General features: G+C 70.2%; 16 protein-coding genes. 12 read left to right on the forward strand and 4 right to left on the reverse strand.

The features are described 5' to 3' along the window. Window positions 1-393: 393 nt before the first annotated feature. Window positions 394-1476: an adenylate/guanylate cyclase domain-containing protein gene (locus AB5J50_RS31645; RefSeq protein WP_327435182.1), complete on the forward strand. Its 1083-nt coding sequence runs from the start codon at window positions 394-396 to the stop codon at window positions 1474-1476. Window positions 1477-1525: 49 nt separating this feature from the next. Here the strand turns inward: AB5J50_RS31645 and AB5J50_RS31650 are convergent, their stop codons facing one another. Continuing rightward, on the reverse strand, window positions 1526-2542 hold the full coding sequence (locus tag AB5J50_RS31650) for a hypothetical protein (RefSeq protein ID WP_369261550.1): 1017 nt from the start codon (window positions 2540-2542) through the stop codon (window positions 1526-1528). A gap of 213 nt (window positions 2543-2755) precedes the next feature. Between AB5J50_RS31650 and AB5J50_RS31655 the strand changes: the two genes are divergently transcribed. The 5 genes from AB5J50_RS31655 (at window position 2756) to AB5J50_RS31675 (ending at window position 8883) form a co-directional block, all read left to right on the forward strand. Next, window positions 2756-3562, forward strand: coding sequence for an enoyl-CoA hydratase/isomerase family protein (locus AB5J50_RS31655; RefSeq protein ID WP_369261552.1), 807 nt, complete (start codon window positions 2756-2758; stop codon window positions 3560-3562). Between the two features lie 308 nt (window positions 3563-3870). Further along, window positions 3871-5022 (forward strand): diguanylate cyclase, encoded by a 1152-nt coding sequence (locus AB5J50_RS31660; RefSeq protein ID WP_369261554.1) that lies wholly within the window; start codon window positions 3871-3873, stop codon window positions 5020-5022. A 138-nt stretch (window positions 5023-5160) separates the two neighbouring features. Beyond that, a complete protein-coding gene (hutH, locus tag AB5J50_RS31665) occupies window positions 5161-6699 on the forward strand; it encodes a histidine ammonia-lyase (protein WP_327435183.1) in 1539 nt (512 codons plus the stop codon). Between the two features lie 193 nt (window positions 6700-6892). Then, window positions 6893-7096 carry a cold-shock protein gene (locus AB5J50_RS31670; protein WP_054234742.1) on the forward strand — a complete coding sequence of 68 codons (204 nt, stop codon included), beginning with the start codon at window positions 6893-6895 and terminating at the stop codon, window positions 7094-7096. Between the two features lie 137 nt (window positions 7097-7233). Continuing rightward, window positions 7234-8883, forward strand: coding sequence for a DEAD/DEAH box helicase (locus AB5J50_RS31675; RefSeq protein ID WP_369261555.1), 1650 nt, complete (start codon window positions 7234-7236; stop codon window positions 8881-8883). A gap of 129 nt (window positions 8884-9012) precedes the next feature. On the opposite strand, the gene AB5J50_RS31680 is transcribed toward AB5J50_RS31675, so the two are convergent. Together AB5J50_RS31680 and AB5J50_RS31685 are read right to left on the reverse strand one after the other, a co-directional pair. Continuing rightward, complete coding sequence (locus tag AB5J50_RS31680; RefSeq protein ID WP_369261556.1) at window positions 9013-9762, reverse strand: DUF2625 family protein; 750 nt, start codon at window positions 9760-9762, stop codon at window positions 9013-9015. Between the two features lie 45 nt (window positions 9763-9807). Next, window positions 9808-10155: a hypothetical protein gene (locus AB5J50_RS31685; RefSeq protein WP_369261558.1), complete on the reverse strand. Its 348-nt coding sequence runs from the start codon at window positions 10153-10155 to the stop codon at window positions 9808-9810. A 110-nt stretch (window positions 10156-10265) separates the two neighbouring features. On the opposite strand from AB5J50_RS31685, the gene AB5J50_RS31690 reads away from it, so the two are divergent. From AB5J50_RS31690 to AB5J50_RS31715, 6 genes are all read left to right on the forward strand, one after another. Further along, on the forward strand, window positions 10266-10610 hold the full coding sequence (locus AB5J50_RS31690) for a hypothetical protein (RefSeq protein WP_327431240.1): 345 nt from the start codon (window positions 10266-10268) through the stop codon (window positions 10608-10610). 208 nt (window positions 10611-10818) lie between these two features. Continuing rightward, window positions 10819-12087, forward strand: a complete 1269-nt coding sequence (locus tag AB5J50_RS31695; RefSeq protein ID WP_369261559.1) for an Ig-like domain-containing protein — start codon at window positions 10819-10821, stop codon at window positions 12085-12087. A 220-nt stretch (window positions 12088-12307) separates the two neighbouring features. Continuing rightward, entirely contained in the window at window positions 12308-13771 is a 1464-nt protein-coding gene (locus AB5J50_RS31700) for an ABC transporter permease (protein ID WP_369261561.1), read from the forward strand. A gap of 34 nt (window positions 13772-13805) precedes the next feature. Further along, window positions 13806-14489 carry an ABC transporter ATP-binding protein gene (locus AB5J50_RS31705; protein ID WP_327431243.1) on the forward strand — a complete coding sequence of 228 codons (684 nt, stop codon included), beginning with the start codon at window positions 13806-13808 and terminating at the stop codon, window positions 14487-14489. A gap of 205 nt (window positions 14490-14694) precedes the next feature. Further along, window positions 14695-17997: a S8 family serine peptidase gene (locus AB5J50_RS31710; RefSeq protein WP_369261563.1), complete on the forward strand. Its 3303-nt coding sequence runs from the start codon at window positions 14695-14697 to the stop codon at window positions 17995-17997. An 81-nt stretch (window positions 17998-18078) separates the two neighbouring features. Continuing rightward, window positions 18079-18849, forward strand: a complete 771-nt coding sequence (locus AB5J50_RS31715; protein WP_369261565.1) for a group II truncated hemoglobin — start codon at window positions 18079-18081, stop codon at window positions 18847-18849. A 236-nt stretch (window positions 18850-19085) separates the two neighbouring features. Here the strand turns inward: AB5J50_RS31715 and AB5J50_RS31720 are convergent, their stop codons facing one another. Continuing rightward, window positions 19086-20000, reverse strand: a complete 915-nt coding sequence (locus AB5J50_RS31720) for a helix-turn-helix domain-containing protein (RefSeq protein WP_369261567.1) — start codon at window positions 19998-20000, stop codon at window positions 19086-19088. Window positions 20001-20005 lie beyond the last annotated feature (5 nt).

Here is a 20005-nt window from a genome sequence, read left to right on the forward strand (position 1 = left end):
GCAATCTTGTGGACCAGCCCCCACCCACCCGCAGCCAAGGAACCGGCCCACGGGGTCTGGGGCGGAGCCCCAGAAGGATGGGACGGGCAGGGGCGGCGGGGGCGAAAAAACCTGGTTGCCTCGGCGCAGGCGTCAGGAGTGAGCCAGCGCACACCTGCCGTAGAGTTGACCGCGGTCGATACCTGACCGCGGCAGATCGGAAGGGCAGCAGGCGTGACCGTCGACGACACCGGCTCCGACACGGGTTCCCACCCCGCCCCCGACGGCGAGTCGCCCCGTACCGCCGGGTCGGTCACCGACGCGCCCCCCACCCGCCCGGACGCACGCCCCGACGCCGGCCCGGACAGCCGCTACGACCGCCGCCCCGACCCTCGCCCCGACGCGAACACCCGCCTGGACGCACACCCCGACCCGGACTCCGAAGAAGACCCGCTGGCGCTCCGCCTGGAAGGGCTCATCCTCGGCGCCGAACGCCGCTACACCCCGTTCCAGGCCGCCCGCAGCGCAGGCGTCTCCATGGAACTGGCCTCCCGCTTCTGGCGCGCCATGGGCTTCGCCGACATCGGCCAGGCCAAGGCGCTGACGGAAGCGGACGTCCTCGCCCTGCGCCGCCTCGCCGGTCTCGTCGAGGCGGGCCTGCTGAGCGAGGCCATGGCCGTGCAGGTGGCGCGCTCCACCGGCCAGACCACCGCCCGCCTGGCCGAGTGGCAGATCGATTCGTTCCTGGAGGGGCTGACCGAGCCCCCGGAACCGGGAATGACGCGCACCGAGGTGACGTACCCCCTGATCGAGCTGCTCCTGCCCGAGCTGGAGGAGTTCCTCGTCTACGTCTGGCGGCGCCAGCTCGCCGCCGCGACCGGACGGGTCGTACAGGCGGCGGACGACGCCGAAATGGTCGACCGCCGTCTCGCCGTCGGCTTCGCGGACCTGGTCGGGTTCACGCGGCTGACCCGCCGCATGGAGGAAGAGGAGCTCGGCGAGCTCGTCGAGGCCTTCGAGACCACGGCCGCGGACCTGGTGGCCGCGCACGGGGGCCGTCTCATCAAGACCCTGGGCGACGAGGTCCTGTACTCGGCGGACGACGCCGGTATCGCCGCCGAGATCGCGCTGCGCCTGATCGAGACCATGGCGAACGACGAGACGATGCCGGAACTGCGCGTCGGCATCGCCTTCGGCACGGTCACCACTCGAATGGGTGATGTGTTCGGTACGACCGTGAACCTGGCGAGCCGCCTCACCTCGATAGCGCCACGCGACGCGGTCCTGGTGGACGGCGCCTTCGCGGAGGAACTGATCCACACCGGTGACGCCCCCGCCTCCGAGGCGGAGGCCGCCGAAGCCGCGGCCGCCGCGGAGAAGGAGGGCGAGGAACCGCCCTCCTACCGCTTCGCCCTCCAGCCGATGTGGCAGCGCCCGGTCCGCGGCCTCGGCGTGATCGAACCCTGGCTGCTCGCCCGCAGGGACGCCGAGGCCTAGGTTTCCTGTCGTCTGCCCAGACTTTCCAGCCGTCCAGCCGTCCAGCTGTCTAGCGGAGGCCCAGCGGCGCCGTCAGGTCGTTCACGCAGATCCCGACGATCGGCACGCACACGCCCGGTGCGCCGGGTCCCGGGGCCGGGGCGTGGGTGGTCGCGCCGGGGGCGGGATGCGTCGCGGCGGGCGTGGTCTCGGCCGGGGGCGGTGGCGTGGCCATGGGAGCGGTGGGAATGCCGGTCGCGTCCGGCGCCGGGGCCGCGGGGGCGCTTCTGTGAGCCGACGGGATCGACGCGGGGCCCGCGGTCGTCGGAGGCGTCGTCGGTGCGAGGCTCACGCCCGGCGTCGGCGTCGAGCCGGCCCCGCCCATGACCGCCGTCGCCGTGGCGGCCACCGGACGTGTGGCGGAGGGCACGGCCTCGACGGTGGTGACGGTGTCGCCGGCCGCGTCCGTGACGGTCGCCCCGGTCGGCTCGGCCTCCGCGCTCCCCCCACCCCCGATCATCGACTCCGGCGTCATCCGTACGAGGCTCAACACCCCGGCGGCGAGCGCGAGTCCACCCACGGCGAACAGCACCCGCCGCGGCCGGGGCCTGCGATGCCGCCCCCTGACGGGGCGCTGCCAGAGGGGAGCGGGGGTCGCGCCGTCGGAGCGTGATGCGGACGCGGCGGGCACCGGTTCCGCGGCGCTCGTGGCCCACGCGGGCGCCGGACCGCTTGCGGGAGTGCGCTCGGCGGATGTGGCGGGCATAGGCGTAGGTGCAGGCCTGCTCGGCGTGCGGCGCCTTGCCGCCCCGTCGTAGGCGGCTGACCCGCTCGCGGACGGCGAAGTCGCCGTTGCCGGGCCGGCCCCTGCGTCCCCGCCGGTCGGAGTGGCGAGTCGCTCGCTGCCGCTGCCGCTGCCGCTGCCGTTGCCGCTGGCGGCCGGTCCGGTGAGTCGGTCGTCGCCGGTCGTCGTGAGATCCGCCCATGTGCCGTCCACCGCCTTGGGCTCCGTCGACGCGCCCCCTTGGGGTGTGCGTCGCGGCTCCGGCCGGGTCTTCGTGGCCTGCGTCGTCTGTCGGTTCGTCATGGTCGTCCCTCCCCAATGTGCCCGCGCCCCCCGAACGCGCTGCGGCGGTGCGCAGGTTATGTGCGGTTTGGGGGTGGCGGAATGGAGTTGGGCGGGATGTCACCCGAACGGGGATGTGCGGGGCGAGGGGACGGGTTTCGTCGGGCGGCGTCGGCTGCGATGATCGGAGGCGTCGGAAGTTAACCCGCGTTAACCAGTCATCGGGAGGGTGTCATGGCGGAGCAAGGGGACGAGCGGCGGTTCGGGGAGTTCGTCGCCGTACGGCGGCACGAGTACGTCGCGGAGCTCGCCCTCGACCGGCCCAAGGCCATGAACGCGGTGTCCACGGACATGGCCCGGTCGATCGCCGCCGCCTGCGGGGCGCTCGCCGCCGACCGTGACGTACGGGTGGTCGTGCTGACCTCCACCCACGAGCGTGCCTTCTGTGTCGGTGCCGACCTGAAGGAGCGCAACTCCTTCACCGACGCCGATCTGGTGCGGCAGCGCCCGGTGGCGCGGGCCGCGTACACCGGTGTTCTGGAGCTGCCGATGCCGACCGTCGCCGCCGTGCACGGCTTCGCGCTGGGCGGCGGGTTCGAGCTGGCGCTGTCGTGCGACCTGATCGTGGCCGACCGTACGGCGGTCGTCGGGTTGCCCGAGGTGTCCGTCGGGGTGATCCCGGGAGGGGGTGGTACGCAGCTGCTGCCCCGCCGGGTCGGTGCCGCTCGCGCGGCCGAGCTCATCTTCTCGGCGCGGCGTCTGGAGGCCGCCGAGGCTCGGGAGTTGGGTCTCGTGGACGAGCTGGTGGAGGAGGGCGAGGACCGGGCGGAGGCCCTCGCTCTCGGTGCCCGCATCGCCGCGAACTCGCCCGTCGGGCTGCGGGCGGCCAAGCGTGCGCTGCGGCTTGGGCAGGGGCTCGATCTGCGTGCGGGTCTTGAGGTCGAGGATGCCGCCTGGCGTTCCGTGGCCTTCTCGGGGGACCGGGCGGAGGGGGTGGCGGCGTTCAACGAGAAGCGTGCGCCGCGGTGGCCTGGGGAGTAGGCGTTCTTCGCCCCCGCCGCCCCTACCCGTCCCATCCTTGGGGGCTGCGCCCCCAGACCCCCCTAAAGATTGCGCCGTTCCCCGCGCCCCTTAACAGTTGGCTGCGGGTGGGTGGGGGTTGCTCGCGCAGTTCCCCGCGCCCCTTAAGGGGCGCGGGGAACTGCGCAATCTTTTAGGGGCGCGGGGAACTGCGCGGCCAGCCCCCACCCACCCGCAGCCGAGACGCAACCTCACCCGAACCACCGCCTCGGACCCCTGTTCGCCGCATCAATGTCCCGAAATGCCACAGTTTTACCTAGCCTGGAGTGATGGGTGAGGACAGACGGCTGAGGGCTGTGGTGGAGCTGTCGCAGGGGATGGCGGCGGCGCGCACCCCGCGCGAGTCGTGGCGGGCCGCCGCGCTCGGCGCGTGTCATGCGCTGGCCGGAAGCTTCGCCGCGCTCTCCGTGTGGGAGCGCGAACTGGGCCGGCTGCGGGTGCTCGCCAATGTCGGCGAGCGGGCCCCGGACGAGGACGAGTTCCCGGACGGGGAGGCCTACCCGGTGCACCAGTTCCCGGAGATCACCGAGTTTCTGCACGAGCGGTGGGCGGGCGGCGGTGAGCCCAACGCCTGGGTGGAGACGGCGGACGGCCCGGCGGGAGGCGGTGCCGGGTACTGCCATCAGCGTGTTGCCGCGCTGCGCCGGCGAGGGCGCGGCTGCTGCGTCGTCGCGCCGATCGTGCTGCACGGCCGCGCGTGGGGCGAGCTGTATGTGGCCCGGCCGACCGGTGCCCCGGTCTTCGAGCGGGCCGACGCCGACTTCGCGACCGTCCTCGCCTCCGTGGTCGCGGCCGGGATCGCCCAGACCGAGCGCCTGGAGGAGGCCCGGCGCCTCGCGTTCACCGACGCGCTCACCGGGCTCGCCAACCGCCGTGCCGTGGACGTACGCCTCGACGAGGCCGTCGAGCGGCACAAGAAGGACGCGGTCGTCGTAAGTCTCGTCGTCTGCGACCTCAACGGGCTCAAGCGCGTCAACGACACCCAGGGGCACGCGGTCGGCGACCGGCTGCTCGAACGGTTCGGGTCGGTGCTGTCCCTGTGCGGGGCCATGCTTCCGGGCACCCTCGCCGCGCGTCTCGGCGGTGACGAGTTCTGTCTGCTGGCGGTGGGCCCGGCGGCGGACGAGGTCGTCCGTATCGCCGATGAACTCTGTCGCCGCGCCGCCGAGTTGGAGCTGGGGGAAGGCGTGGCGTGCGGGGTCGCCTCGACCGAGGATCCGATCGGGCCCGTGCGGTCCGCCCGCCGGCTGTTCCGGCTGGCCGACGCCGCGCAGTACCAGGCCAAGGCCGTGCGTGCGGCGAAGCCCGTGGTCGCCGGGCGCGAGGGCCCCGACGACCCGGTCGTACGCCTCGCGGACGCGCCGTCGCCCACGGAAGGGGAGCGCCGCCGCTTCCGTGGACGACATGAGCTCAGCCCGTGAGGGGCGTCGGACGCCGTGCGCGCCGCCCGTGACGGACGCGGAGTGGGCGCCCTGTGTGACGTACGTCGAAGTAAGGGGTAAACCGGCCACCCACTAGTGACATCATCGAATTCACTGCGTACGCTCCTGAATATGGATATGCACACTGTGGTGGTGGGGACGTCCGGGGTGACCGCGTCCGACGTTCTCGCCGTGGCGCGCGACGGCGCCCGGATCGAACTCTCCGACGAGGCGGTGGCGGCCCTCGCCGCGGCCCGCGAGATCGTGGACGCGCTGGCGGCCAAGCCGGAGCCCGTCTACGGCGTCTCCACCGGTTTCGGCGCCCTCGCGACCCGGCACATCAGCCCGGAGCTGCGCGCCCAGCTGCAGCGCAACATCGTCCGCTCGCACGCGGCCGGGATGGGCCCGCGCGTGGAGCGCGAGGTTGTTCGCGCGCTGATGTTCCTGCGGCTCAAGACCGTCTGCTCGGGGCACACGGGCGTACGGCCCGAGGTCGCGCAGACCATGGCGGACATCCTCAACGCCGGGATCACCCCGGTCGTCCACGAGTACGGCTCCCTCGGCTGCTCCGGGGACCTGGCGCCGCTGTCCCACTGTGCGCTCACGCTCATGGGCGAGGGCGACGCCGAGGGCCCGGACGGTGTCGTACGGCCCGCGGGCGAGCTGCTCGCCGAGGCCGGCATCGCGCCCGTCGAGCTCCGCGAGAAGGAGGGCCTCGCCCTTCTCAACGGCACCGACGGCATGCTCGGCATGCTGGTCATGGCCCTCGCCGACCTGGAGCAGCTCTACAAGTCCGCCGATGTGACGGCCGCGCTCTCCCTCGAAGCCCTCCTCGGGACGGACAAGGTCCTCGCCCCCGAGCTGCACGCCATCCGCCCGCACCCCGGGCAGAGCGCCGCGGCCGCCAACATGCTGGCCGTGCTGAAGGGTTCGGAGCTCACCGGGCACCACCAGGACGGCGCCCCGCGCGTCCAGGACGCCTACTCCGTGCGCTGCGCCCCGCAGGTCGCCGGCGCCGGCCGCGACACCCTCGCCCACGCGCGCACGGTCGCCGAGCGCGAACTCGCCTCCGCCGTCGACAACCCGGTCGTCCTCCCCGACGGCCGCGTCGAGTCGAACGGCAACTTCCACGGCGCCCCGGTCGCGTACGTCCTCGACTTCCTCGCCATCGCGGCCGCCGACCTCGGCTCCATCGCCGAGCGCCGCACCGACCGGCTGCTCGACAAGAACCGCTCGCACGGCCTGCCGCCGTTCCTCGCGGACGACGCCGGTGTCGACTCGGGTCTGATGATCGCCCAGTACACGCAGGCCGCGCTGGTCAGCGAGATGAAGCGGCTCGCCGTACCGGCGTCCGCGGACTCCATCCCGTCCTCCGCGATGCAGGAGGACCACGTGTCGATGGGGTGGTCGGCCGCGCGCAAGCTGCGTACCGCCGTCGACAACCTCACCCGGATCGTCGCCATCGAGCTGTACGCCGCCACCCGCGCGATCGAGCTGCGCGAGGGTCTGACCCCCGCCCCGGCGTCGCAGGCGGTCATCGACGCCGTCCGCGCGGCCGGTGTCCAGGGCCCCGGCCCGGACCGCTTCCTCTCCCCGGACCTGGAGGCGGCGGACGCCTTCGTGCGCGGCGGCCACGTGGTCGCGGCGGTGGAGCCGGTGACCGGACCGCTGGCCTGAGCGGAGCACCTCCGGGCCGCCGCTGTCACAGCGGCGGCCCGGAGTGTGCTACTGTCTCATTGATACGTTTTTGGTACCCATTTACTTTGTGCGCCTGATCGGAATCCTCCGCAGGCGCGTTTTGTTTTACCGGCATCTCCGGCTTTCCCGGTGCATCTCCGGATGGGACCCTCACCTATTCAGGAGAAAAACTATGGCTACTGGCACCGTGAAGTGGTTCAACGCGGAAAAGGGCTTCGGCTTCATCGAGCAGGACGGCGGCGGCCCCGACGTCTTCGCCCACTACTCCAACATCGCCAGCTCCGGCTTCCGTGAGCTGCTGGAGGGCCAGAAGGTCTCGTTCGACGTCGCCCAGGGCCAGAAGGGCCTGCAGGCGGAGAACATCATCCCCGCCTGATTTCGGGGACGCGCTTTTCCAGAGCCGGGGCCCCGCACCTTCGGGTGCGGGCCCCGGCTCGTGCTGTGACTGCTCATGAATGTGGTGAGCGCTGTGCGTGCAGTCCGTGGGGCCCAGGAAGGAAATCCAGATCCAGCATGACTCGATCCGAACGTCCCGTCCGTAAGCGGCCGGCAAACGCGCGCGGCGCCCAGACCGGCGGCTCCGCGAAGACCGGCGGCTCCGCGAGGAGCGCGGGCCGGAACACCGGCCGGGGCGCCGGCAAGGGCGGTGCCCGCAAGGTCGCGCCGCCGCAGGAGTTCTCGCTGCCCGAGACCATTACGCCCGCGCTGCCCGCCGTCGAGTCCTTCGACGCGCTGGACATGCCCGCCGCGCTGACGAAGACCCTCACCGCCCAGGGTGTCACCGAGCCCTTCCCGATCCAGGGCGCGACCCTGCCCAACTCCCTCGCCGGGCGCGACGTTCTCGGCCGGGGCCGTACCGGCTCCGGCAAGACGCTCGCCTTCGGGCTCGCCCTGCTGGCGCGCACCGCGGGCCGCCGCGCCGACTCCAAGGCGCCGCTCGCCCTCGTCCTGGTCCCCACGCGTGAGCTCGCGCAGCAGGTCAACGACGCGCTGACGCCGTACGCGACCGCCGTGAACCTGCGCGTGGCCACGGCCGTCGGCGGTATGTCGATCAGCCGGCAGTCCGGCACGCTGCGCCGCGGCGCCGAGGTGCTGGTGGCCACCCCCGGGCGGCTCAAGGACCTCATCGAGCGGGGCGACTGCCGCCTCGACCAGGTCGCGATCACGGTGCTCGACGAGGCCGACCAGATGGCCGACATGGGCTTCATGCCGCAGGTCGTGGCGCTGCTCCAGCAGGTCGAACCGGGCGGTCAGCGACTGCTGTTCTCGGCGACGCTGGACAAGAACATCGACCGTCTCGTGCGGATGTTCCTGACGGACCCCGTGGTGCACTCGGTCGACCCCTCCGCGGGCGCGGTGACCACCATGGAGCACCACGTGCTGCATGTCGCCGACGAGACCGACAAGAAGGCCGTCGCCCTGCGGATCGCGGCCCGCGACGGCCGCGTCATCCTCTTCGTCGACACCAAGCGCGGCGCCGACCGCTTCACCAAGCGGCTCCTCGCCAACGGCGTACGGGCGTCCGCGCTGCACGGCGGGCGCAGCCAGCCGCAGCGCAACCGCACCCTCGACCAGTTCAAGAACGGTCAGGTCACCGCGCTGGTGGCCACCAACGTGGCGGCCCGCGGCATCCACATCGACGACCTCGACCTCGTGGTCAACGTCGACCCGCCGACCGACCACAAGGACTACCTGCACCGCGGCGGCCGTACCGCCCGCGCCGGTGAGTCCGGCAGCGTCGTCACCCTCGTACTGCCCGAGCAGAAGCGCGAGATGACCCGCCTCATGGCGGACGCCGGCATCAGCCCGCGCACCGCCCGCGTCAAGTCCAGCGACGAGGAACTCACCCGCATCACCGGCGCCCGCGAGCCCTCCGGCGTCCCGGTCGTCATCGAGGTCCCCCAGCCCGCCGAACAGCCGAAGCGCACCAGCAAGCCCCGCCGCGCGACCGGCGGCGGCGCCAGGCGCCCGTCGGTCTCGGGTACGGGCACGGGCGGCGGCACGGAGTCCCAGGGCCGTCAGCAGCAGCGGTCCCGTCGCGGCGCGAACCCGGCCGGCACGACGAACGGCGGCACCGCCGCTCGCCGCTCCAGCACCACCGGCGGCACCAACGCCCGCCGCAGCGACACCGGCGCAGCGAGCCGCAGGCGCCGAGCAGCCTAGCGAGACCCAGCCACAGCCCCGCGCCCCGAAAAGGGGCGCGGGGCTGTGACATGTGCGGCTCCGCCGCGTGGGCGCGACCAGCCACGACGGACCCGCACCCGGCCAACAACCCGGCAGGGCCCCGCCCCGTCACAGGTGGCCGAAAAACCCCGGATCCACCGAGTCGAGCTTCAACGCGAAATCCCGGTGCAGACTCAGGAGTTCCGCAAGCGGCACCGCCCGCCGGCTCGTCGAGTGAAGGTCCCGCCGAGCCTCCGCCGACCACAGGAACGGCACGACCGACAACCCCTGCGTCCCCGTCAGCGCACCGGACTCGGCCCGCCACCCGGGCCACCGCAGGGTGTCGTAGAACGCCTCCGTACCCTCGGTGAGAAGCCAGTTGAGCCAGGCCCCATGGCCCACCTCAAGGGCATCCCACCGCAGCGAGTCCGGCGCGAAGTACACCATCTCGCCAGGACGTCCGGGACGGCCCGCCGCCTCGGGGTCGGGCCCGTTCAGCACGAAGACCCCGCCGAGCACGTCATGGCCGACCACAAGCCCGTTGAAGGGCCGCCAGGCCGGATCGAACCGCTCGGGGAACCCGTTGACCTCGGCGAGGCTCGGCAGGCCCGTGGCCCCGCTCGGCAGCCCCGTCGGCACACCGGCGCCCGGGCTGCCGTAGATCCGCAGCCACCCGCTGTCCAGCACCACACCACCGCAGTTGAGCACCATGCCGCCCAGCCAGGAGCGCGCGGTGATCTGCAGCTGGAGCAGGGTCGAGCGGCCCTCGGCCGGGTCGCCGGGCAGTACCTCCATGGACACCCCGCTGGAGGCGAGTGCCTCGGACAGCAGCGGCCAGGCAGGTTCCTCGACGTCGGTCAGCTCGGTCAGGTCACGCATGGGTTCCCCGTGGATTCTGGGTATGCCGGGTCGGACGTACCGACCTCAGTAGGCCATCGTGCGCTCCCGGCGCACCGAATAGGTCACGAACCCGGCGCCCACGCCGAGGAAGAGGGTGCCGCCGACGACGTACGGCGTCGTGTCGACGCTTCCGGTGTCAGCGAGCTGAGTGTCGTCGCCACCCGACTCCGTGCTCGACTCCGTTGACGCCTGTACCGCGTTGGTGGTCGTCGTCGCGGAAGTCGAGGTGTTCGCGGTAGTCGCGGACGTCGACGCCGAGACGCTCGGGGTGGGTTTGTCCTGGGTCGCGTTGGCGCTCGGGACGAACCACAGGGCCCCCAGGAGGGTCCCTGCTGCGGTGGCGGTCAACAACGATCGACGTGCGGCGGACACGAAATATCGATCCCCTTGTGGCGCTGGCGAATTGGCCGTGTGGGGCGATGCTAATGAAAGGCGCGGGTCGTGGGAAAGTCGCGCAACCTGTGGGTCGTACGCTCCGTCCCATGAGTACTCCTGAGACATCACAGTTTGTACGGCTTCGGGTCGAACTGGTGCTGGAAGTCGACGACGCCGACGCCGTCACCAAGGCCGCGCTGCGCCGGATCGCCGACGACACGGCCATGCCCGGCGACGAACGGACGCACGCCGAGAACGCAGTGACGGAAGACACTGCCGAGGCCCTCGCCTATCTCATCGATCCGTTCGACCTGGTCAGCGAGGTGCCGGGGATCGAGCTCGCGCAGGCCTCCTGGAGCAGCGAGCCCATTGACTACGACCCCGATTCGCCGGATTGGGACCTCGACGAGGATGATGCTGACGAGGACGACGAGGAAGACGTACTCGGCTGACGCGGCTTGGGGAAATCGTGACCCCGGGTGGCAACCGCCGTCCGGGGTTTCGTCGTCTCAGGAGACGCACTGACCACCTCCGCACCGCTCGGTCCACCTGCCTGGACGTGGTGTGCCCCACACATCCAAGGGATGTGGAACGGGACGAAACGGTCGTAGCGTTGATTGTTCTTACGGGGCTCTCGTGTCTTTTGGGGATTCGGCGACGATGGAGAAGCGTGTGATGACGGACAGTAAGCGGCGCAAGGGCCTGATGGCCGCGTCCGCACTGCTCGGCGGGGTGCTGGTGCTCTCTGCGTGCAGCGGAGGCGACGACAAGGCCAGTGGCTCGGATGCCGGCGACAGCACGTCGCAGGCCAAGGTCGACGAGGCCGCGGCCAAGAAGACCTCCGAGGCCCTGATCAAGATCACGCCCAAGGACGGCTCCGACAACGCCTCCATCAACAACGCCGCGGCGGTCACCGTGAGCAAGGGCACGCTCACGTCCGTCACCATGCAGACCGCGTCCGGCACCGCCGTCGCCGGCCAGATATCCGCCGACAAGAAGAGCTGGAAGCCCTCCGGCCAGCTCGAGCGCGCCACCACGTACAAGGTCACGGCCGAGGCCAAGGACTCCGAGGGCCGCGCCGCCCACGAGAACGCGTCGTTCACCACGGTCTCCCCGGCCAACAGCTTCATAGGCAACTTCACGCCGGAGGACGGCTCCACCGTCGGCGTCGGCATGCCGGTCTCGATCAACTTCAACAAGGCGATCACGAACAAGGCCGCCGTGCAGAAGGGGATCACCGTCTCCTCGACCAGCGGCCAGGAGGTCGTCGGCCACTGGTTCAGCGCCAACCGCCTGGACTTCCGCCCCGACGACTACTGGACCGGCGGCTCCACCGTCACCCTCAAGCTCAACCTCGACGGCGTCGAGGGCGCGAGCGGGGTCTACGGCGTGCAGCAGAAGACGGTCACTTTCAAGATCGGCCGCAACCAGGTCTCCATCGTCGACGCCAAGACCAAGACGATGAAGGTCACCCAGGACGGCAAGACCATCAAGACCATCCCGATCTCCGCCGGTTCGCCCGAGAACACGACGTACGAGGGCCAGATGGTGATCTCCGAGAAGTTCAAGGAGACCCGGATGAACGGCGCGACGGTCGGCTTCACCGACGACGACGGCAAGGGCGAGTACGACATCAAGGACGTACCCCACGCCATGCGTCTGTCGAACTCCGGCACCTTCGTGCACGGCAACTACTGGGGCGCCAAGTCCATCTTCGGCGCGGTGAACACCAGCCACGGCTGTGTCGGCCTGTCCGACACCAAGGGCGCCAACGACGCGAGCACGCCTGCCGCGTGGTTCTACAACCACTCGCTGATCGGTGACGTCGTGGTCGTCAAGAACACCGGCGACAAGACCATCGCCCCGGACAACGGCCTCAACGGCTGGAACCTGGACTGGGCGGCCTGGAAGGCCGGTTCGGCGGTCTGATTTCGCATCAGCCCCGCTTCACCTCCGCATCAGCCTCGCTTCCGACGGCGGCGGTCCCCTTCACGGGGGGCCGCCGCCGTCGCGTTTGTGCGGGTTGCTATGCGGAGCACAGCAACCCGAGGCTGCGCACAGTTCAATCAACTGGTAAACCACAGCCTTCTCATCGTTCTCTTATTTCGGCCTTATCCCATCATCACGCGCCGTACCTAGCTTGCGGCCCATGTTCTTCACCTACCTGAGGCGCGAACTGCGCCGCCGCAGAAAGGCGGCCCTCGTCGTCGCCTCCGGGCTCGCCCTGGGCATCGCCCTGGTCATCGTGGTCAGTTCCGTGTCCTCGGGCATGGAGAAAGCCCAGGGCAAGGTGCTTCAGTCGCTGTACGGGCTGGGTACCGACATGACCGTCACCAAGGCCGCGGCGCCCGCCGCGAGCAGCAGCGACCGCCCGCGCTTCAACTTCGACGCGCAGGACAACGGCGACGACTCGGAGCAGAGCAGCGACCGCGTCATGGTCCAGGGCTTCCAGACCCTGGCCTCCTCGACCGTCACCAAGGTCAACACCCAGAAGGGCGTCGCGGACTCCGTCGGCGGGCTGAGCCTCCAGGTCATCAAGGTCAACGGCTCGTTCACGCGGGGCCAGTTCCAGCAGAACCAGAACAGCGGCAGCGGCGACCAGCAGGGCCGCCAGGGCGGCGTCCAGCCCTCGCCCGAGGGCACCGTCAAGGGCGGCGGCGCCAACTTCGACGTCAACAACTACTCGGTCTACGGCACCGATGTCACCAAGCCGGCCCTCGGCCCGCTGACCTCGTCGAAGATCACCAGCGGTCGTACGTTCAAGACGTCGGAGACCAACGCCAAGGTCGTCGTCGCCGACAAGTCGTACGCCAAGGAGAAGAAGCTCAAGCTCGGCAGCACCGTCACCATCAAGAGCGTCAAGTACAAGGTCATCGGCATCGCGACGCCGGACAGCGGTGACGCGGCGGCCAACCTCTACATCCCGCTCAAGCAGGCCCAGACGATCAGTGACTCCAAGAACAAGGTCACCACGATCTACGTCAAGGCGTCCGACTCGCAGCAGATCAGCAGCGTCAAGAGCACCATCCAGAAGAACATCTCGGGTACGACCGTGACGACCTCCGCGGACCTCGCGGACACCGTCTCCGGATCCCTGTCGACCGCCTCCAGCCTCGCCTCGAACGTGGGCAAGTGGCTCTCCATCGCGGTGCTCGTGGCCGCGTTCCTGGTGGCCGGTCTGCTCACCTCCTCGGCCGTCTCCCGCCGCGTGCGCGAGTTCGGCACCCTCAAGGCGCTCGGCTGGAAGTCGGGCCGGGTGACCCGCCAGGTCGTCGGTGAGGCCATCGTCAACGGTCTGGTCGGCGGCGCGCTCGGTATCGGGCTCGGCCTCGCGGGCGCCTACATCGTCACCGAGATCAGCCCCACCCTGTCGGCCCAGGTGGGGAGTTCGGGCGGTGGCGCGGCCGGCGGTCCCGGCGGGGGCGGCTTCGGCGGTCCCGCACGGCAGACCGCGTCCAAGGCCCTCGACGTCGCGCTCACCGCGCCCGTCAGCCTCAACACCATCGCCGTCGCGGTCGCCCTCGCCGTCGCGGGCGGTCTGATCGCCGGTGCCTTCGGCGGCTGGCGTGCCTCCCGGCTGCGGCCCGCGGACGCCCTGCGCCGCGTCGAATAAGCCCAGCCCCCTTCCGCAAAACAGGAGTTGCACGATGTACGAACTCAGAGGCGTCACCAAGCGCTATACGCGGGGCAAGGATACGGTCGATGCGCTCGCCGGTATCGATCTGACCATCGGGGACGGCGACCGGCTCGTCATCCAGGGCCCCACCGGTGGCGGAAAATCGACCCTTCTCCAGATGCTCGGCGGGCTCGACCGTCCCACCGCGGGCAGTGTCGAACTCGACGGCACGGACATGGCGAAGCTTTCCGAGGCCAAGCTCACCAAAGTGCGCAGTGAGAACATCGGTTTCGTCTTTCAGAGCTTCAACCTGATTCCCACGCTCACCGCGCAGGAGAACGTGGAGACCGCCCTCGTACCCCTCAAGGTGAAGGCGAAGGAACGGCGCGAACGGGCCGCCGCCGCACTGGAGTCGGTGGGCCTGGCCGAGCGGCTCGGGCATCTGCCCGCCGAGCTCTCCGGCGGCCAGCAGCAGCGCGTCGCCATCGCCCGCGCCCTGGTCAAGCAGCCGAAGGTGCTGCTCGCCGACGAGCCGACCGGCAACCTCGACGAATCCATGCGCGACGAGATCATGGACGTACTGGAAGCCATGTGGAAGGAGCACGGGCTCACTTTCATCATGGTCACGCACGATTCCGCGATCGCGAAGAAGGCCCCGAGGCTTGCGACGATCCGCAAGGGCAAGATCACCGTCAAGGAGAACGCGGGCGCATAAAGGAGCATAAAAGGGGGAGCGCGGGAGCGTAGCGGAACAACTCCGTCAACTCTTCACTGCCACCTCTCTATTGAGCGGTCGATCACCCCCCGGGCATACTTGCGTATTCCGGGGGGTGTGCGCGCATGCGTACGGGACGTCCCCTGGCCGGACGAATGGGGAATTCGCCCGGACCTCATCTCCAGGGGGAGACTTGCGCAAACAAGTGAAAAGAGCGTGCGCGGCGACCATCGCCACGGCGGCTGCCGTGGCACTGGCGGCGGGAATGACCAGCCCGGCGTCCGCGAAGGCAGAGCACGCGAGCAGCGCTTCCGCGGCCAAGGCGGCGGGGCTCACGGCCCGGCACCACATCACGCTGATCACCGGTGACCGGGTGGCCGTCGACGCGAAGGGCCGCGTCGTCGGCATCGAGCGCGCCAAGGGCCGCGCCCACATACCCGTGATGGTCCGCAAGGCGGACGGCCACACCCTCGTGGTGCCGGCCGACGCCCAGCGCCTGATAGCCACCGGCAAGCTCGACCAGCGGCTGTTCGACGTCACCGAGCTGAACAAGGCGGCGACCCGCAAGGCCCAGAAGCAGGGCCTGAAGCTGATCGTCGGTTACAAGGGAGCCGCGACGGCCGCCAAGGCCGACGTCCGCGAGGCGGGCACACTCCGCCGGACCCTGAAGTCGCTGAACGCGGACGCGGTGCTCACGCCGAAGCAGGACGCGGCGGAGCTCTGGTCGGCGGTCACCAACGGCGGCAGTACGGCCTCCGGCATCGCGCACGTCTGGCTGGACGGCGTCCGCAAGGCGAGCCTCGACAAGTCGGTGCCGCAGATCGGTGCTCCCAAGGCGTGGGCGGCCGGTTACGACGGCAAGGGCGTCAAGATCGCCGTCCTCGACACCGGCGTCGACGCGACCCACCCGGACCTCAAGAACCAGGTGATCGCCGCCAAGAACTTCTCCACCTCCGCCGACGCGACCGACAAGTTCGGCCACGGCACGCACGTCGCCTCGATCGCGGCGGGCACGGGTGCGAAGTCGGGCGGCAAGTACAAGGGAGTCGCGCCCGGCGCGAAGATCCTGAGCGGCAAGGTCCTCAGCGACGACGGCTACGGAGACGACTCCTCCATCCTCGCGGGCATGGAGTGGGCCGCCGACCAGGGCGCCGACGTCGTCAACCTCAGCCTGGGCGGCGGTGACACCCCGGAGATCGACCCGCTGGAAGCCGAGGTCAACAAGCTCTCCGAGGAGAAGGGCATCCTCTTCGCGATCGCCGCCGGCAACGACGGCGACTTCGGCGAGCAGACGATCGGCTCCCCGGGCAGCGCGGCCGACGCGCTCACCGTCGGCGCGGTCGACGACAACGACAAGCTGGCCTCCTTCTCCAGCCGCGGCCCCGGCCTCGACGGCGCCATCAAGCCCGATGTGACCGCACCCGGCGTGGACATCACGGCGGCCGCGGCCCCGGGCAGCCTCATCGACAAGGAAGTCGGCGAGAAGCCCCCGGGCTATCTCACGATCTCCGGTACGTCGATGGCGACCCCGCATGTCGCGGGCGCGGCGGCGATCCTCAAGCAGGAGCACCCGGACTGGACGTTCGCCGAGCTCAAGGGCGCGCTGACCGGCTCCGCCAAGGGCGGCAAGTACACGCCGTTCCAGCAGGGTTCCGGCCGGATCGCCGTCGACAAGGCGATCAAGCAGTCCGTGATCGCCGACCCGAACTCGGTGAGCTTCGGCATCCAGCAGTGGCCGCACACCGACGACAAGCCGGCGACCAAGCAGCTCACCTACCGCAACCTCGGCAAGACCGACGTCACGCTGACCCTCTCGGCGACCGCCACCAACCCCAAGGGCCAGGCGGCTCCTTCGGGCTTCTTCACGCTCGGCGCGAAGACGGTCAAGGTCCCGGCAGGCGGCAAGGCCTCGGTCGACGTCACCGTCAACACCAAGCTGGGCGGCACCACGGACGGCGCGTACTCGGCGTACGTGACGGCCACGGGCGGCGGCCAGTCGGTACGGACCGCTGCCGCGGTACAGCGTGAGGTGGAGTCGTACGACGTCAAGCTGAAGTACCTCGTGCGCGACGGTGAGCAGCCCATCCACCTCACCGACCTCTACGCCTACGCGGGGCTCGGCAACGGACGGGACTACTTCTCGCAGGGCACCGCGAGCACCGAGACCATCCGCGTGCCCAAGGGCACCTACATCCTCAACTCCCAGCTGGTCAAGGACCTCACCTCGGTCGACGGCGGAGTGGACTGGCTCGTCCAGCCCAAGCTGACCGTCACCAAGAACCAGACGGTGACCATCGACCAGCGCACCGCCAAGTCCGCCGACATCACGGTGCCGGACGCCGGGGCGAAGCCGCTGTCGGCGATGGTCTCGTACATGTACGACCCCGCCGGCGTCGGTATGGGCCTCGGCCTGGACTCCTTCGCGGCCCTGCGGGTGGCGCACGTCGGCCCCGCGGTCACCTCCGGCCTCTCCCAGAGCTGGTCGGGTATGTGGGCCAAGGGCGACGACGCCGAGTACGACGTGTTCACCGGCGGCAAGGTCACCAAGCTGCAGGGCGCGCACGTCAAGCACTACAAGGCGAGCGAACTGGCCACGGTCAAGACCAACATGGGGGCCGCGGCCTCCGGCAAGACGGGCGCCGTGAGCGCGTACGGCTACCTGCCCGACGACTTCTCCTTCGGGCTCGCCGTCGAGCAGAAGCTGCCGGGTACCCGCACGCTGCATGTGTCCACCGGTGACAAGGTCCAGTGGAGCTTCGACTTCGAGCAGTACGCCGGCAAGGACGCCGACGGCTTCCCGATCACCGAGGCCTTCTACACCCTGGGCGAGCCGCAGACCTTCAAGGCGGGCGACAGCTACACGAAGACGTTCAACACCGGTGTCTTCGGCCCGAAGATCAGCAGCCTCTACGGCGTCTACCGCAACGGCAAGTACATCAGCGGGTATCTCCCGATATTCGCCGACGGCCAGTCGCACGCCGGTTCGTCCGTCTACACCTCGGTGAAGACGACTCTGTACCGCAACGGCACCAAGATCGCCGAGAACGATGACGCGCTGGACGGCAGCGGCCAGTTCAAGGTGCCGGACGCGGACGCGGCCTACAAGCTGACCACGTCCATCAAGCGTTCCGTAAAGGTGGCCGCGGCCTCCACACGGATCGACGCGAGCTGGACGTTCCACTCCAAGAAGGTCGACGACGCGAAGCTGCCCATCTCCACGGCCCGCTTCGGCGCGTCCCTCGGCCTGGACAGCCGTGGCCCCGCCGACCAGAAGGTCACCATCCCGGTGACCGTCCAGGGCGCGGCCGCGGGCACCAACCTCAAGTCCCTGGCCGTGTACGTGTCGTACGACTACGGCCAGACGTGGACCAAGCTCGACGTCAAGAACGGCAAGATCACCTTCAAGAACCCGGCGAAGGGCAAGGGCATCTCGTTCCACGCCAAGATCGCCGACAAGAAGGGGAACAAGTCGACGATCTCGATCTACAACGCGTACTACGGGAAGTGAGCCAGTACAGGGAGTGAGCCCATAGCGAACGGCCCGCCGGAAGGAAAGCTTCCGGCGGGCCGTCCGTGTTTGGTTGGGGCCATGACCGTTTCGACTGTCGAATACATCCGGTACCGGATTCCCGAGCAGCAGTCGGCGGAGTTCCTGGCCGCCTACACCCGGGCCGCCGCCCAGCTCGCCGCGGCCCCGCAGTGCGTCGACTACGAACTCGCGCGCTGCGAGGAGGACTTCGAGCACTTCACCCTGCGGATCACGTGGACCTCGACCGAGGACCATCTGGAGGGCTTCCGGAAGTCGCCGCTCTTCCCCGACTTCCTCGCCGAGATCCGCCCCTACATCGGCAGCATCGAGGAGATGCGCCACTACAAGCCGACGGCGGTGCGTGGCACGGGCGCGTCCGTCCCCACCCTCTACGCCTGGGCGGGCGGCGCCGAGGCCTTCACCCGCCTCACAGAGGCGTTCTACGACAAGGTCCTCAAGGACGACCTCCTCGCGCCCCTCTTCGCCGACCTGGCCCCCGAACATGCCGCCCATGTCGCGCTCTGGCTCGGCGAGGTCTTCGGTGGCCCCGCCGCGTACTCCGAGTCGCAGGGGGGTCACGGCCACATGGTCGTCAAGCACATGGGCAAGGGCATCACCGAGGCCCAGCGCCGCCGCTGGGTGAACCTGCTCCAAGACGCAGCCGACGACGCCGGCCTCCCCACCGACGCCGAGTTCCGCTCCGCGTTCGTCGCGTACGCGGAGTGGGGCACGCGGCTGGCTGTCTACTTCTCCGGCCCGAACGCGGTGGCTCCGGGGGAGCAGCCGGTACCGAGGTGGACGTGGGGGGCAGCACCGCCGTACCAGCCGTGAGGGGTACGTTCGCTGTTTTCGCCCCCGCCGCCCCTACCCGTCCCATCCCTGGGGGCTGCGCCCCCAGACCCCCCTAAAAGACTGCGCAGTTCCCCGCGCCCCTAAAAGGGGCGCGGGGAACTGCGCAATCTTGTGGACCAGCCCCCACCCACCCGCAGCCAAAGAACCGGCCCACGGGGTCTGGGGCGGAGCCCCAGAAGGATGGGACGGGTAGGGGCGGCGGGGGCGAAGAAACCCTACTGAGGGGACGTCGCGCCGGCGCGGGTCGCATCCGTGCCCCAGCTGGCGAGCAGCCGGAGGGCGTCCGCCGAGGCGGAGCCCGGCTCGGCGTGATACGTGATCAGGGCCAGCTCGCTGTCGTCGGTCAGCCGGAACGACTCGAACTGGAGCGCAAGGTCACCCACCAGAGGATGCCGCAACCGCTTCACCCCATGGCTCTTCTCCTTCACGTCATGCGTCGCCCACAACCGCCGAAAGTCCTCACTCTTCACGGACAGCTCCCCCACCAGCGCGGACAGCCGAGGATCGTCCGGATGGCACCCCGCGTCCATCCGCAACGCACACACGATGTCGATCGCCTTCTGCTCCCAGTCCACAAACAGATCGCGGTACTCGGGCTTGAGAAACACCATCCGCGCCCAGTTCCGCTCCTGCGGAGCCAGCTCCGACCAGTCCCCGAACACGGCCGCGGCCATCCGGTTCCACACGAGGATGTCCGACCGCTGCCCCGTGATGTATGCGGGGACGCCGTCCAACGTGTCCAGCAGCTGCCGCAAGGCACCCCGTACGTGCTGCGGCCGAGACGTCTGCTTCTTCTTGTGCTGCTTGGGCTTCGCGAGGTGGGTGAGATGCGCGTGCTCGGCGTCGGAGAGCCGCAGCGCGCGGGCGATCGCGTCCAGCACCTCCGCCGACACGTTCCGCCCGTTCCCCTGCTCAAGGCGCGTGTAGTACGCGACGGACACCCCGGCCAGCTGCGCCAGCTCCTCGCGGCGCAGCCCGGGCACCCGGCGGTGCCGCCCGAAGTCCGGCAGCCCCACGTCCTCCGGCTTCAGCCGGGCCCGGCGGGTGCGCAGGAACTCGCTGAGCTCGGCACGCCGGTCCAGCGGCAGCCCGGGCTCGCCCGCGGGGCCCTGGGAGGGCAGTTCATCCATACGAC

The sequence above is a fragment of the Streptomyces sp. R35 genome (assembly GCF_041053035.1).
Taxonomy (GTDB): domain Bacteria; phylum Actinomycetota; class Actinomycetes; order Streptomycetales; family Streptomycetaceae; genus Streptomyces; species Streptomyces lutosisoli.